Annotated in this window: 12 protein-coding genes; 8 read left to right on the top strand and 4 right to left on the bottom strand. The window is 71.0% G+C overall.

Annotated elements, in window-relative coordinates:
* Window positions 1–38 precede the first annotated feature (38 nt).
* On the bottom strand, window positions 39–1,211 hold the full coding sequence (locus tag OHT77_RS41495) for an ROK family transcriptional regulator (protein WP_328833513.1): 1,173 nt from the start codon (window positions 1,209–1,211) through the stop codon (window positions 39–41).
* Window positions 1,212–1,367: 156 nt separating this feature from the next.
* On the opposite strand from OHT77_RS41495, the gene OHT77_RS41490 reads away from it, so the two are divergent.
* Complete coding sequence (locus tag OHT77_RS41490) at window positions 1,368–2,108, top strand: hypothetical protein (protein ID WP_328833512.1); 741 nt, start codon at window positions 1,368–1,370, stop codon at window positions 2,106–2,108.
* 123 nt (window positions 2,109–2,231) lie between these two features.
* Here the strand turns inward: OHT77_RS41490 and OHT77_RS41485 are convergent, their stop codons facing one another.
* Window positions 2,232–4,028: a M4 family metallopeptidase gene (locus OHT77_RS41485; RefSeq protein ID WP_328833511.1), complete on the bottom strand. Its 1,797-nt coding sequence runs from the start codon at window positions 4,026–4,028 to the stop codon at window positions 2,232–2,234.
* Between the two features lie 305 nt (window positions 4,029–4,333).
* Here OHT77_RS41485 and OHT77_RS41480 point away from each other — a divergent pair, with 305 nt between their 5' ends.
* The 7 genes from OHT77_RS41480 to OHT77_RS41450 all read left to right on the top strand — a co-directional run bounded on the left by OHT77_RS41480 (window position 4,334) and on the right by OHT77_RS41450 (window position 12,931).
* On the top strand, window positions 4,334–5,626 hold the full coding sequence (locus tag OHT77_RS41480; RefSeq protein WP_328833510.1) for a serine hydrolase domain-containing protein: 1,293 nt from the start codon (window positions 4,334–4,336) through the stop codon (window positions 5,624–5,626).
* Between the two features lie 174 nt (window positions 5,627–5,800).
* Window positions 5,801–7,144 carry a CAP domain-containing protein gene (locus OHT77_RS41475; protein ID WP_328833509.1) on the top strand — a complete coding sequence of 448 codons (1,344 nt, stop codon included), beginning with the start codon at window positions 5,801–5,803 and terminating at the stop codon, window positions 7,142–7,144.
* Window positions 7,145–7,210: 66 nt separating this feature from the next.
* Entirely contained in the window at window positions 7,211–7,888 is a 678-nt protein-coding gene (locus OHT77_RS41470; RefSeq protein WP_328833508.1) for an AIM24 family protein, read from the top strand.
* 194 nt (window positions 7,889–8,082) lie between these two features.
* Window positions 8,083–9,042: a threonine/serine dehydratase gene (locus OHT77_RS41465; RefSeq protein WP_328833507.1), complete on the top strand. Its 960-nt coding sequence runs from the start codon at window positions 8,083–8,085 to the stop codon at window positions 9,040–9,042.
* Between the two features lie 340 nt (window positions 9,043–9,382).
* Window positions 9,383–11,032: a serine/threonine-protein kinase gene (locus OHT77_RS41460; protein WP_328833506.1), complete on the top strand. Its 1,650-nt coding sequence runs from the start codon at window positions 9,383–9,385 to the stop codon at window positions 11,030–11,032.
* Between the two features lie 123 nt (window positions 11,033–11,155).
* Complete coding sequence (locus tag OHT77_RS41455) at window positions 11,156–12,178, top strand: hypothetical protein (protein WP_390922714.1); 1,023 nt, start codon at window positions 11,156–11,158, stop codon at window positions 12,176–12,178.
* 105 nt (window positions 12,179–12,283) lie between these two features.
* The gene (locus OHT77_RS41450; RefSeq protein ID WP_328834485.1) at window positions 12,284–12,931 is read left to right on the top strand and encodes a DUF2238 domain-containing protein; all 648 of its coding nucleotides are present in this window, start codon (window positions 12,284–12,286) and stop codon (window positions 12,929–12,931) included.
* On the opposite strand, the gene OHT77_RS41445 is transcribed toward OHT77_RS41450, so the two are convergent.
* A complete protein-coding gene (locus OHT77_RS41445) occupies window positions 12,864–13,352 on the bottom strand; it encodes a DUF6328 family protein (RefSeq protein ID WP_328833504.1) in 489 nt (162 codons plus the stop codon). The two genes, OHT77_RS41450 and OHT77_RS41445, sit on opposite strands and share 68 nt — an antisense overlap.
* Window positions 13,353–13,398: 46 nt before the next feature.
* Window positions 13,399–14,382: an aldo/keto reductase gene (locus OHT77_RS41440; RefSeq protein ID WP_328833503.1), complete on the bottom strand. Its 984-nt coding sequence runs from the start codon at window positions 14,380–14,382 to the stop codon at window positions 13,399–13,401.
* Window positions 14,383–14,472 lie beyond the last annotated feature (90 nt).

The following is a 14,472-nucleotide window of genomic DNA, read 5'->3' as shown; positions in this document are numbered from 1 at the left end:
AGGAGGGGGGCGGGTTTCAGGTGGGGTGTGGGGGCGGGCTAGTCGGCGGCTCGAATGAAGGACTGGATCGCGGTGGCGGCGGCCCCGCGCGCCCACTGGTCGAAGGGCAGGGGGCGGGTGTGCACGTCGCAGCGGGCGGCGGAGCCGAAGGCCGCGGCGGTGAAGGAGTCGCGGATCTGCTCGGCGAACAGGTCGTAGGCGGCCAGGCCCTCGCCGGAGATGATCACGCGTTCGGGGCCGAACAGGTTGACCACGGTCGCGATGCCCCGGCCGATGGCCTCACCGGCCCGCGCGTACACCTCGCGCGCTCCGGCGTCGCCCCGGTGGGCGAGGGCCAACGCCTCGGCGGTGTCGGCTACGTGGACGCCGGTGACCTCGCGGACGCGGGTGAGGATCGCGGCGTCCCCGGCAATCGCCTCGACGCAGCCGCGGTTGCCGCAGTGGCACAGCGGCCCGACGGGGTCGACGACCACGTGCCCGATCTCACCGGCCACCCCGTGGGCGCCCGCGACGACCTGACCGTGCACGACGAGTCCGCAGCCGATGCCCGCGCCGACGGTCACCACGGCGAAGTCGGTGAGGCCCGCGCCGGCGCCGAACCACTGCTCGGCGACGGTCAGCGCGCGCACGTCGTTGTCGACGGTGACCGGCAACCCCGTTGTCATGGCTGCCAGTTCGGCCAGGGGTACGTCCCGCCAGTCCAGGAACGGCGAGTAGCGGACGACCCCTTCGCCGCGGTCCACGTCGCCGGAGACCGCGAGACCGAGGCCGAGCACCCGGATGCCCAACTCGTCGGCCTCGATCCGGAGTTCCTGTGCCAGGTCGGCGATCGAGGCGAGCACCGCCTTGGGGTCGTGGTCGGTCAGCGGCACATGGCGGGCGACGCGGAGACGGCAGCAGAGGTCGGCGAGGACGGCGATGATCTCGTCGCCGGTGACCTTGACCCCGATGAACAACGCCCGTCCGCCGTCGACCCGGACGAGGTTCGCGGGCCGCCCGAGCGCCGGGGGCGCGTCCTGGTCGGCGCCCTCCGCCAGGTACCCGGCCTCCATCAGCGGCCGGACCGCCTTGGTCACGGCGGCCGCCGACAGCCCCGTCCGGCGGGCCACCTCGAGACGGGTGAGGGGGCCGTGGGACAGCACGGTCGTGAAGACCTGTGAGACGGCCGGCGTGTGCGCCGGGAACGACTCGGTACGGGGGATCGAGCGCATGGCGGGAACCTAGATCCCTTCTTTTCCGTCGTCAATAAAAGAAGCAGGATTGGTCGAAGCGAAGTTGTGAGCCGCCTGAGAGGCGTTGGTGCCGGCGGGAGCCGAGCCGGCGCCAGTGGGAGGGGCGTTGTCAGTGCCGGGCGGCACAATCGCCGTATGACGACGATCGATTGGTCCGGGCTGAGCCACGCCTACGGCAGCGCCGAGGACATCCCGGGTCTCTTCGCGCGGCTCGGCGGGTCCGAGGACGACGAGGTGTGGCAGGAGCTGTGGGGCTCGCTGTGCCACCAGGGTTCGGTGTACGACGCGAGCTGGGCGGCGCTGCCCGTGCTCACCGACATCGCGCTCGGCCGGGCGCCGGGCGGGGCGATACAGGCGGTCACGATGGCCGGGCTGATCACCACGGACCCGGACGAGGAGTGCCGGGCGCGGTACGCGCGGGAGATAGGCCAACTACTGGCTGTGGCACGGGAGTTGCGGGCCGATCCGGGGCAGGACGCGCACACCTTCGTCTACCTCCAGATGGCCGTGCTCGCCTTCGAGGACGGCGGGGTGTGGGCGGAGGCGCTGGAGGGGATCAACAGCGAGGAGTACGACCTGGAGTGCCCCGAGTGCGAGGAGGGCCTGTTCGTCGCGTTCGGCTCCTACGGCGTCTTCACCTCGGCCGGCGACTACGTGACCGGCGCGGGCACCGAGGGCGCGGCGCCGCGCACGGAACTCGTACCGGCGGTGCCGGACCGGCTCGACGGCATCGGTGCGCGACTGCACGGCGAGGCGGTCGAGTTCGGGCAGCCGGAGGTCGCGCGGGCACTGACGTACGTGTTCGGGAAGGCGAGCTGCCCGTCCTGCGGGGCCGGGTTCACCGTCTCCGAGGAGATCGAGAAGCAGTGGGTCTGAGGATGAGGAGGTCCGGAGGCCGGTTGGGCCGACTAGGTCGACAAGCTCGCCCGATACCCGATACCCGATACCAGGCGCCCGGGTGCCCCGCTCACGGTTCGCGGCAGGGCACCCGGCCGGTCATCAGTGCCTGGCGGCAGGGGTGTTGGCGACCGTGACGTTCACGGCGGCCCACGCCTGGTCGACGGTCTTGTACGCGGTGCTGTTGGCGCCGTAGAGGTCGGCCGCCGCCTTCAGGGTCGCGAAGCGCGCGTCGTGGAAGTCGGTGGTGGAGACCATGTAGCGGGTGAGCGCGCGGTAGAAGATCGCCGTGGCCTTGGTGCGGCCGATGCCGGTGACCGTGGACCCGTCGTAGGTGGGCGAGTCGTAGGTGAAGCCGCCGATCTTCTTGCTGCCGCTGCCCTCCGCGAGGAGGTAGTAGGCGTGCGAGGAGACCCCGGAGCCGGCGTGCACCTCGGCGTCGTAGGCCTGCGGCGACCAGTAGTCGATCGTGCCCTCCAGCTTGTCGAGGGAGGGGTGGTCGAGGCGGCGCAGGAACTTCTGGGCGAGGCCGAGCTTCTCGCCGATGAGGTAGTTCGGCGGGTTCTTGGCGTTGTTGGCGCTGAACTCGACGTTGGAGCCGAAGATGTCCGCGAGTGACTCGTTCAGGGAGCCCGGTTCGCCGAACTGGTTGCCCTGCGCGTCGACGCGGGTCGGCTCCAGCTTCGCCGTGGCGTCCACGACGCCGTGGGTGAGTTCGTGGCCGGTGACGTCGAGGACGACGAGCGGCTTCTTGAACATGTCCCCGTCGCCGTCGCCGTAGAGCATGCAGCCGCACGTCGAGTCCCAGAAGGCGTTGGCGACCTTCTTGCCGAAGTGGACCATGCCGCGGGCGGCCTTGCCGTTGTTGGCTATGCCCTTGCGGCCGAAGGTCTTCTTGTAGAAGTCCAGGGTCTTGGTGATGCCGTACTGGGCGTCGACGGCGGCGCTGTCGCGGCGCGAGACGGCGCCGTTGCCCCACTTGTCGTTCGTGGTCGTGAACGTCTTGCCCTGCGCGAAGCTCTCCAGCTCCTTGCCCTTGGCGTCGCGGGTCTCGGTGCCCCAGCGGCTCGGGTCCTTGAGGAGGTAACTGGTGCGCGCGGTGCGGGTGGTGGTCAGCGGCACCTTGCCGACGAAGAGGGAGGTGCCGGTGCCCGAGGCGGTGACCGGGTAGTGGACCGCGCGGCTCGCGGCGGCCGACGTGAGGGACTTCGGCTGTACGGCGGTGCCGGTGGCCGGGTCCATGGTCTCGCCGCGCTCGCGCAGGGTGTCGAGGAGCTTGGGCGAGAGGAACTCGTCGCTGTCGGGGGTGTTGCTGCGGATGTTGCCGGTGACGGCGTCGACGACGACCGTGCGGGTGCCGGTCGCGTCGGCGGTGCTGCTGTCGCTGACGGGTATTCGGTAGGCGAGGGCGGCTCCCCCGTCCCGGGCGTCCACGACGAGTTCGGCGGTGCCCGCGTCGCCCCGGGCGACGGTGGCGGCCTTCGCCTCGGCCTGCGTCGCCGTCAGGTGGGGCCGGGTGGTGGCGGGGCTGACGCTGTGGTCGGCCGCCCGGGTGACGCCGGTGTATGTGAGCCGGTGGGAGAGGTGGACGACGAGGTCGCCGCCGAGGACGGGCAGGCCCTGGTGCGTGCGCAGGAACCGGACGTGCCGTGCGCCCTCGGGGTCGATCAGCACGTCCTGGGCCCGGAGTTCATCGCCCCGCGTGACACCGGTCGCCGTGGCGTGCGCGAACGCGGCGGCCCGTGCGGCCGCGACGACGGACGCGGCACTCGTGCCGGTCGACGTCGTCGCGCGGTCCGTCCCCGTGGCCGGTCCCGCGAAGGCCGTCCCGGCCAGCCCCGTGGCGGCCGTCGTCACCGCGACGGCGACCGCCAGGCTGCGTATGTGGGGTCCACGCATGGATGAGGGCTCCTCCGTTCGAAGACGGCCAGGATCACCAACCGCCTTGTGTCGGGGCGCGGTTGAACGCGTCCCAGGGGGCTGGTCGGGCCCCGGGCCGAAACCCTTGCAAATACGTCATGTGCATGTAAAGCCGAAATGAGCGGTTTTCGAACTTTTCATGGCAATACTTTGCGAATCCGATCGCTCAGTGATCAGCAAGTGACCAACTGTGCGTCAGCTGTGGAGATGTGACGGGACGCGAGAAGGTTGCCTCGCGCGACTGTGACCGATCTCGCAGACAGAGAGAAACGGGAGAGAACCGCATGGTCTCAAGAACGGTGCGCAGGGCCACGGCGTCGGCGGCGGCACTGCTGACGCTCGCGGCGGTACCGGCACATGCCGCGACCCACGGGTCGGACACCACAAGGACCGGCGGTACGGCCGCGCTTCCGCGTCCCGCCGCGGCGGGACGCCCGGCGCCCGACCTGGCGGGTCTCCGTGCCGTGCTGCGCACGCTGACGGAGCAGGGCGCGCCCGGGGCGATGGCCCGTATCGACGACAACGGCACCGTCTACACCGCCGCCGCGGGCGTCGACGACCGCACGACCCGCCGGGCCATCGGCAACGCCGACCGCTTCCGCATCGGCAGCATCACCAAGTCGTTCTCGGCCGTCGTCCTGCTCCAACTCGCCGACGCGCACAAGCTGGACCTCGACGCCTCGGTCGACCGCTACCTCCCCGGGCTGCTGCCCGACCAGCGGATCACCGTCCGCCACATCCTGAGCCACCGCAGCGGTCTCTACGACTACACGAACTCCATGTTCGCCAACTCGGTCTCCGGCTTCGAGGCCGTACGCGACAAGGTCTTCACCTACCGGCAGCTGGTCCAGCTCTCCCTGAACCACGCGCGCACCAACGCGCCGGGCGCCGCCTACTCGTACTCGAACACCAACTTCGTGGTCGCCGGGATGCTCATCGAGAAGCTGACGGGCCACGCCGTGGGCACCGAGTACCGCGACCGCATCATCAAGCCGCTCAAGCTGCGCGACACCCTCTACGTCCACCCCGCCACGAAGATCCCGGGCCGCCACGCCCACGGCTACCTCACCCCCGACCGCGCGGGCGCGCAGCTCGTCGACGCCACCGACCAGACCGTCTCCTGGGCGCAGAGCGCCGGCGCGGTCATCTCCACCACCCGCGACCTGAACACCTTCTTCTCCGCCCTGCTCGGCGGCCGGCTCACCTCCGCCGCCCAGCTCGCGCAGATGGAGCGCTGGACCCCGGTCAACAGCACCACGCGCTACGGCCTCGGGCTGCGGCGCCGCGATCTGTCCTGCGGGGTCTCGGTGTACGGCCACACCGGCGCGGTCCAGGGTTTCTACACCTACTCCTTCACCTCGCAGGACGGCCGCCGCAGCCTCACCACGCTGGCCAACACGTCCAACAACGGCACGGTCCTGAACACGATGGCGCGGACGCTGGAGTCGGCGTTCTGCGGCGCACACACCAAGGCGATCAAGCCGATCAAGGGCTCGTCCCTCACCGGCCGGGGCTCCCTCGTCACCGAACGGAACGTCGCCTACGAGGACATCGCGCCGGGGATCGCCCGGGACTGAGCGGGTGCGGTTGGGGGGCGGGGTTGCATCTCCGGGTGCATCTCCCGCCCCCCTCGCGCGGGAACCCTCGCGCCCCGGTGGGACGTTGAACGGACGACGAGGTCCCACCGGGCGACAGAGGTCCCCACCAGGCCCGGGATGTCCCCACCGGGCACGAACAGCGAGGGCGGTGCCATGAACGAGCTGGTGCCGGGCGGAAATCTGCCCCTTCCCGGCGGCGCGCTCACCCTGCGGATACCCGGCCCCTTCGACGTGTCGGCACTGATCACCGACGAAGGCGGCAAGGTCGGCGGCGACGCGGACTTCGTGTTCTACAACCAGCCGACGGCACCCGGAGCGCGCCTCCAGGGCGCCACCCTGACCATCGAACCGGCCCGCCTGCGCACCGGCGCCGCGCGGGTCACGGTGGTCATCAGCCCCGCCGATCCCGGCACCTCCCTGGGCCGTCTGCCCGCACCGACCCTCCAGGTGACCGACACGGCAGGCCGTGCCCTCGCCCGCTTCACCCCACCCCGCCCCCAGCAGGAGACCGTCCTCCTCCTCGCCGAGCTGTACCGACGCGGCACCGGCTGGAAACTGCGCGCGCTGGGCCAGGGCTACGCCGACGGACTCGCGGGCATCGCACGGGACTTCGGCGTGGACGTCGTGGAAGACGCGACGCCTGCGCCCCCGCGACCGGCGTACGCACCCTGGTCGGCGCCCTCGACCGGCCCCCGCCCCAACTCGGCCTCCTCCGCACCCGACCCCACCGGCTTCCTCGCCCTGGCCAACTCGGCCCGCGCCAAAGCGGGTTCACCGCCCGTCTCCCCCGACCCCCGGCTCGCGTCCGCCGCGCAGGCGCACGCGTCCGGCATGGCCGCCGCCGGACGTCTCGGCACCGAGGGCCGTGACGGCACGTCCGTGTACCAGCGGGTCCTGCGCGCCGGTTACTCGTACCTCACCGTCGGCGAGCACCTGGTCTCCGGTCCGCGCACGCCCGCCGAGTTCGTCGACTACTGCCTGCGCACCGAGCAGGCCCGGCAGACGCTGCTGGAGCGGCACTTCACGCACGCGGGTCTCGCGCAGGCCGTCGATCCCCGTTCCGGCGACGTCTACTGGACGGCACTGTGGGCGACGCCGCTGACCACGGCCAACCTCGCCGCCACGGCAGCGGAGGTGGTCGAGCTGACCAACGCGGAGCGCGGGAGGGCCGGTCTGCGGGCGCTCGCCGTGGACCCGTTGCTGGCCGCCGCCGCGCAGGCGCACAGCACCGACATGGTGGCCCGCGCCTTCTACTCGCACACCTCCCCCGACGGCTCCCAGCCCTGGGACCGGGCCGCGGCCGCGGGTTCGCGCAGGCGCACCATCGGCGAGAACATCGCCTGCGGTCAGCGCTCCCCCGCCGAGGTGGTGGAGGGCTGGATGAACAGCCCCGGCCACCGCGCCAACATCCTGAAGCCGGACCTCACCCACATAGGCATCGGCTTCGCGGGCGGCGGGCAGATGGGGACGTACTGGACACAGCTCTTCGGTGCCTGACCGTCCGGGACGATCAACCCGTCCCCGATCTTGGCGGAATGAGATCTTCCGGGTCAGGATGCCCGCATGAAGGGTGATCTGTTTTCCAGTGAGCACATGGTGCAGCCGGCCACCGCGCCGGGCATGACCGTAGAGAACGCCAAATGCATCAGGTATGCGGTGAACGGCGAGATGCTCGCCCGCCAGGGGGCGATGATCGCCTACCGCGGCAACCTCCAGTTCGAGCGCAAGGGCCAGGGCGTGGGCGGCATGCTCAAGCGCGCGGTCACCGGTGAGGGGCTGCCGTTGATGGCGGTGCGCGGCCAGGGCGAGGCGTGGTTCGCGCACGAGGCGCAGAACTGCTTCGTGGTCGAGATAGACCCCGGTGACGAGTTCACCGTCAACGGCCGCAACGTCCTGTGCTTCGACGCCTCGTTGTCGTACACGATCAAGACGGTGAAGGGCTCCGGCATCGCGGGCGGCGGCCTGTTCAACAGCGTGTTCACCGGCCAGGGCAAGCTGGGCCTGGTCTGCGAGGGCAACCCGCTGGTGATACCCGTCTCGCCGCAGTACCCGGTGTTCGTCGACACCGACGCGGTGGTCGGCTGGTCGGCCCACCTCCAGACCTCGCTGCACCGCTCCCAGTCCATCGGCTCGATGCTGCGCGGCGGTTCCGGCGAGGCCGTCCAACTCATGCTCCAGGGCGAGGGTTTCGTCGTCGTACGACCCAGCGAGGAGACCCCGCAGAAGGCGCAGCAGCACTGAGGCGCCGGCGGGTGATCCACGCGATCCCATCACCCGCTTCGACGTCTTGATCCACGACGGCTGACGACGCCCTGGCCGCTCACGGCCAGGGCGGACTGCCGGGCGGGTCCGAAACGTGTTGACCTGCACGTCCCTCGCGGGTCAGGGTCGGAGCGGCACGGCTCACCAGTCCCCGTGCCGAGAGGATGACTGCCTTGATCGGCATCTCGGACATCGAAGCCGCCGCCGAGCGGATCGCCGGACACGTCGTACACACCCCGACCGTGGAGAGCTTCGGGCTCTCGGAGCTGCTCGGGGTGCCGGTCACGACCAAGCTGGAGCTGTTGCAGCGCACGGGTTCCTTCAAGGCGCGCGGGGCGACGGCGAAGCTGCTGTCGCTGAGCGAGGGCGAGCTGGCCGCCGGAGTGGTGGCGGTCAGCGGCGGCAACCACGGGATCGCGCTCGCGGTCATGGCGGCGGCGCTCGATGTGAAGGCGACGGTGGTGATGCCCCGTTCGGCACCGGCGCGGTCCATCGCGCTCGTGGAGGCGACCGGTGCGTCGCTGCGGCTGACCGAGGACATGCCGAGCGCGTTCGCGCTGGTGGAGCGGTTGCGGGACGAGGGGCTGACCCTGGTCCACCCGTTCGACGACCCGGTGGTGATCGCCGGACAGGGCACCGTGGGCCTGGAGTTCGCGGAGGACGCCGGTGACCTCACCGACGCCCTGGTCAGCATCGGCGGCGGTGGCCTGATCGCCGGGATCGCCGCCGCCCTGCACGCCCGGCGGCCCGGCATCCGGGTCTGGGGCGTGGAGACCGAGGGTGCCGTGGCCATGACCGAGGCGCTCGCGGCGGGTGGCCCGGTGCCGGTGACGCCGTCGTCGATCGTGACGACACTCAGCGCGCCGAGCGTGTCGCAGCTGACGTACGACCATGTGTCGGCCCTCGTCACCGAGGTGCTGACCGTCCCGGACCGGGAGGCCGTGCGCGGGTGTCTCGATCTCGCCGAGCACGCCAAGGTGTGGACCGAGCCCGCCGCGGGCTGTCTGCTGCCCGCCGCCCGGCAGGTGCTGGAGCGGGTCGGCGACGGCGCCCGGCTCGGCCTCGTGGTCTGCGGGGGCAACGCGACCGTCGGGGACATCGCCGGCTGGTCGGCCGAGTTCGGACTGCGCTGACAAACCGTCAATCGGGCTCATCGACAGACTCGTTGACGAAACTCGCGACGAAGTTGTCGACAAACACTGGTGCATTGAGGGTCTTCGGGTCGCCGTTTACCGCTGGTTACCACCAGGTCCGGCGTTGATATTCCGCCACGGACACCTCCGTGGCGAATTCCGCCGGGCCGGGACACGAGCGGCGACCTGGGACCTCCTCGCGACTCCCTTTTTCTCGCACACCTGATCGCAGCCGTTGAATAAAAGGCAGAAAACACCGGGGAATTGGGCTTCCTTTGAACGCAGCCCGCCACACCCGCCGTACTTCTGGGAAAGGTGAGAACCAGGGGTTCAGCGAGGGATGGCCATGGTCGAGACGCATGTCTCCGCACACGAGTTGGTGGCCGGCAGATACCGGCCCATGGAGGTCGCGCACCGCGAGACCAACCGGGTCTCCTGGTACGGCGAGGACACGATCGCCGAACGACCCTGCCTCCTCACCCAGGTGACCCTCCCCGCCGCCCCGGACGGAGAGGGCGCCGGCCGCACCGCCGCCGGCGTCCTGCGCACCACCGAGACCATGGTGCTGCTCGCCCCCACCCGCGTCGCCCCGGTCGTCGACGCCGTCGAGGACGGCGGCACGCTGTGGACCGTCACCGACTGGATCGACGGCATCCCGCTCGGCCAACTCCTCGCCCAGCAAGGCACGTTCCACTACGTACGGGCCGCCCGCATCGGACTCGAACTGCTCGACATCCTGGAGACCGCGCACAGCGAGGGCATCACCCACGGCGAACTCAGCCCCGGCCAGGTCTTCGTACGCGACCAGGGCGGGGTCGTCCTCACCGGCTTCGGCCTCGCGGGCGCGACCCTCGCCCCGCGCATCACCGCCCCGTCGTACGCCTCGCCGGAGCAGGCCCGGGACGAACGCATCGGCCCCGCCGCCGACTTGTGGGCGCTCGGCGCGATCCTATACACCCTCGTCGAGGGGCATCCGCCGTTCCGCGACCGGGGCCGCCCCGAGGCGACGCTGAAGGGCGTGGACCGGCTCCCGATGCGCGGCCCGTCGCGGGCCGGCCCGCTGGCGCAGATCGTGCAGGGGCTGCTGCGCAAGAACTCCCGTGAGCGGCTGACCCGCCCCGTGGTCCGCGAGTCCCTCACCCGCATCCTCACCGACGACCCGTACGCGGACCGCGAGCCGGTCCCGCTGCACCGGCTGCGGCGCGCCTACGACGCCGTACACGGCGTGGGCACCACCTGGAGCGGGCGGGGCATGGCCGTCGGCACCGCCCTCGCCGTCGGCACCGTCACGGTCGCCGTCCTCGCCGCGACCCATCAACTCCCCGGCACCTCGACCTCGGCGGCCACCTCACCCTCGCCGCTCCCGTCCGCCTCGGCCCCGGTCGGCACACCGGGCGGCGACGTCGACGGTCACGCCGGCTCCCCGTCCGCGACTCCGTCGCCCACGTCCCCCGCGGCACCGCCCGCCTCCGCCTCCGCACCCGCCTCGCCCTCGGTCACCGCGTCGCCGTCCCCCTCCTCCACCACTTCGGCGCTGCCCGCCGGCTTCCGGGTGTTCAAGGCGGAGCAGGGCTTCTCCGTCGCGCTGCCCAAGGGCTGGAAGGTGGTGGAGACCCAGCAGGTGTCCGGTGCATACCGGATCACCTTCGGCGCCACCGGCGACCCCCGCACGCTGGCCGTGACATACAGCACACAGGCGGGCCCGGACCCGGTGGCCATCTGGCGGGACGACGTCCTTCCCGGGCTCAAGCAGACCGAGGGCTTCCAGCAGATCGGCGACATCAGGGCCACGACGTTCCAGGGCGACAAGGCGGCCGACCTGGAGTGGTTCTCCGGGACGGGCGACGACCGGGTGCGCACCCTGGGGCGTGGCTTCCTGATCGGCGGCGGGCGCAGTTTCTCGCTACGGTGGACGACGCCCGCCGACGCGTGGAACGACGCGGCCAACCGCCAGGCCCTGCAGACCTTCTTCAAGACCTTCCGGCGGTAATCGAACTGACGGCACCGGCGGCGACGCGAAGGCCGGGCGCTCAAACCAGCGGCAATGGGTGGATATAGGCTGCGTGTTCGCACCGTGCTCATCACAAGCCCAGGAGAGTCCGCCTTGACCGTAGTGATCGACCAGGCCGAGACGTCTTTCACCGCCCTCGACGACGCCGGCCTCGTCGCCCGGGACGCGCACGAGTTCGGAGCCTACGCCCGCACCGGCGGCTGGGCGTTCGGCCTCAAGGTGGCGCGCAGCGTCCGGCCCGGCGGGCAGAGCGCGGACGAGACGCCGAAGGTGTCCGCGAAGGAGTTCGCCGAGCTCGCCGACTGCTCCCCCGAGCGCGTCATGCGCTACTACAAGGCCTGGGACCGGGCCGCGGACGACGGTCTCGTCCCGCACTTCGAGGAGCTGGCCCCCGGCCAGGAGGTCGAACTCCCGGACGCCGACGTGTGGTTGAACTACTACGTGTCCCGTTCCAGCGCCACCTCCGAGCGCGGCACCGCCATCACCGAGGCCGCCGAGGCCGAGGGCATCCGCCCCACCAAGGCGCTGGAGGTCGCGGAGAACCCGACCGCGCTGCGCGCCGCGATCCTCGCCGACCCCTCCACCGCGCGGGCCGCCCGCCAGGCCCTGCTGGACCGTGTCCGCGAGGACCCCGAGCTGCAGTCCGAGCTGGCCCGTGACGTCGTACGCACCGACGACCTGAAGAAGGCCGTGGCGACGGAGAGCCGCTCGGCGGACCGCATCGGGTACGTGCGGCAGATCGCCGAGTCGGGCCAGATCAAGACCCCCGCGGGCCAGACGGTCGACGCGCCCGTCGACCTGCGCCAGGAGGCCGAGCGGCACCTGTCCCTCCTCGACGAGCTGGAGGACGGGGAGGACACCGGCGAGTGGGCCACCGAGGCCTACGACACGATGAAGAACCTGGTCGTCGAGGCGGTCGAGGCCGACCCCGAACTGCGCGTCCAGGAGAAGCGCACCAAGTTCTACAGTAGCCTCCAGAAGGCCACGAAGGCGTTCGAGGAGCTGACCTTCGACGACGCCCAGGACTTCTACGAGGACGACATGGTCCAGCGCCTCGAGGAACTCCAGCAGGCCATCGACAGCTGCCTCAGCGCGCTGCGCAAGACCACCACTCCGGCTGAGTAGCCGTACTCATGTAGCGAGTTGGGCCGTCGGACACGATGGGGCTCCCCACGACAAGGGAGCCCCATCGTGTCCGTTCCTGCTTCCCGGCGCCGACTGCCGGCCGTCATGGCCGCTCTGGTGGTCGTCGGCATGGCCGTCTCGGCCTGGCATCCGCACGACCGCACGACCTGGTTCCTGGAGACCGTGTGGGTCTTCGTCGGCCTCCCGGCGATCGTCCTGACCTGGCGCCGCTTCCCCCTCACCGGCCTGCTGTGCTGCCTGCTCGCCGTGCACGCGCTGGTCCTCGCGGTGGGCGGCCACTACACGTACGCGGAGGTACCGGCGGGCGACTGGGTCCGGGACACCTTCGGCCTCAGCCGCAATCCCTACGACCGACTCGGCCACCTGATGCAGGGCTTCGTGCCGGCGGTCCTGGTACGGGAGGTGCTCACCCGGACCTCGCCCCTGCGCGGCAGCCGCTGGCTGGCGCCGCTCACGGTCTGCGCGTGTCTCGCCTTCAGCGCCCTCTTCGAGCTCTTCGAGTGGGCGGCGGCCGTGATCGGCGGGCACGGCGCGGACGCGTTCCTGGCCACTCAGGGAGATGTGTGGGACACCCAGTGGGACATGTTCTGCGCGCTGATCGGGGCCACGGTCTCGGTGCTGGTGCTGAGCCGGGTGCACGACCGGCAGCTGGCGCGGCTCGGGGTCAGCGGGTCGTATGCCGGTGCCGTGTCCACATCGGCAGCACGAACCAGCACAGCAGGTACCAGATGACCACCCCGGAGACCAGCCAGGGCACATAGCCGTCGTGGGTGGCGACCCGGAGGATCAGCAGCAGCGCGGCGGTCATCGTCGCGAGCAGCAGCACGAGTCCGACGAAGGTGAGCCGGGACGCCCAGCGCACCGCCTGCGGTTTCACCCTCCGGCCGGAGACCAGCCGGTGCAGGGAGACCGGGCCGATCAGGGCGCCGGTGGCGGTGGCGCCGAGGACGACGGTCACGATGTAGAGGACCTGGTTCGCGTGCTCCAACTCCGCGTACTTCGGGGTGAAGACGACGGTGAGCAGGAATCCGAAGAGGATCTGTACGCCGGTCTGCGCGACCCTGACCTCCTGGATCAGCTCGCCCCACATCCGGTCGGCACGCTCGTCCTCGGACTCGTCGCGCCCCGACCGCCGCTCTTCATCCTGGATCATGCGGTCCGTGTAACCGGACCGCCGACCCTTCAAACGGAGCCGCGACCTACCAGCGGCCCTCGACCTGCTCCTTGATGCGGCGGTCGTAGAGGTCCCGGATCGCGGTGAGCGTGTCCGGGGACAGCGCGGGCAGCTTGGCGGCCGCCGCGTTGGCGCGGGCCTGTTCGGGTGAGCGGGCGCCGGGGATGACCGAGGTGACACCGGGCTGGTCGATGATCCAGCGCAGGGCCAGCTGGGCCGGGGTGTATCCCTCCGGGGCGAGCGCGGAGAACTCGGCGGCGGCCTCGACACCGGTGGTGTAGTCGACGCCGGAGAAGGTCTCGCCCTGGTCGAAGGCCTCGCCGTGCCGGTTGTAGGTGCGGTGGTCGTTCTCCGGGAACACCGTGTCCTTGGTGTACTTGCCGGACAGCAGGCCGGAGGCGAGGGGCACGCGCGCGATGATGCCGACGCCCGCCTCCTGGGCGGCCGGGAGCACCTGGAGCAGGGGCTTCATGCGGAAGGCGTTGAGGATGATCTGCACGCTCGTCACGTTCGGCCGGGCGATCGCGGTGAGGGCTTCCTGGCAGGTCTCGACGCTGACGCCGTACCGGGCGATGCGCTCCTCTGCGACCAGGGTGTCGAGGGCGTCGAACACCTCGTCCGAGGAGTAGACCGGCGTCGGCGGGCAGTGCAGCTGTACGAGGTCGATGCGGTCGACGCCGAGGTTGCGGCGCGAACGGTCGTTCCACGCGCGGAAGTTGTCCAGGACGTAGTTCTCGGGGATCTGGTCGACGCGGCGGCCCATCTTCGTCGCGACCAGCACGTGCAGGTCGGGGCGGCCGCTCAGGAACGCGGCGATGGTCTGCTCGCTGCGGCCGTCGCCGTACACGTCGGCCGTGTCGAAGAACGTCACCCCCGACTCCGCCGCCGCCTCCAGCACGGCGAGGGCTTCCTTGTCGTCGACGTCTCCCCAGTCGGCGCCCAGCTGCCAGGTGCCGAGCCCTACGACGGACAGCTGCTGATTCGACCTGCCGATTACACGTTCGTCCATGGAGTCAGTCTGTCATCCACCACTGACATGCGCGGTTCGGGCTCCTCCTGGCCGTGACCTGTGGATATTTCACTCGGACGGGTGAACCGG

It is taken from the genome of Streptomyces sp. NBC_00252, from assembly GCF_036187565.1.
In the GTDB taxonomy this organism is placed as follows: domain Bacteria; phylum Actinomycetota; class Actinomycetes; order Streptomycetales; family Streptomycetaceae; genus Streptomyces.
Note: the sequence above shows the minus strand (reverse complement) of the source record. Positions and strands in the feature narration are given on the sequence as shown.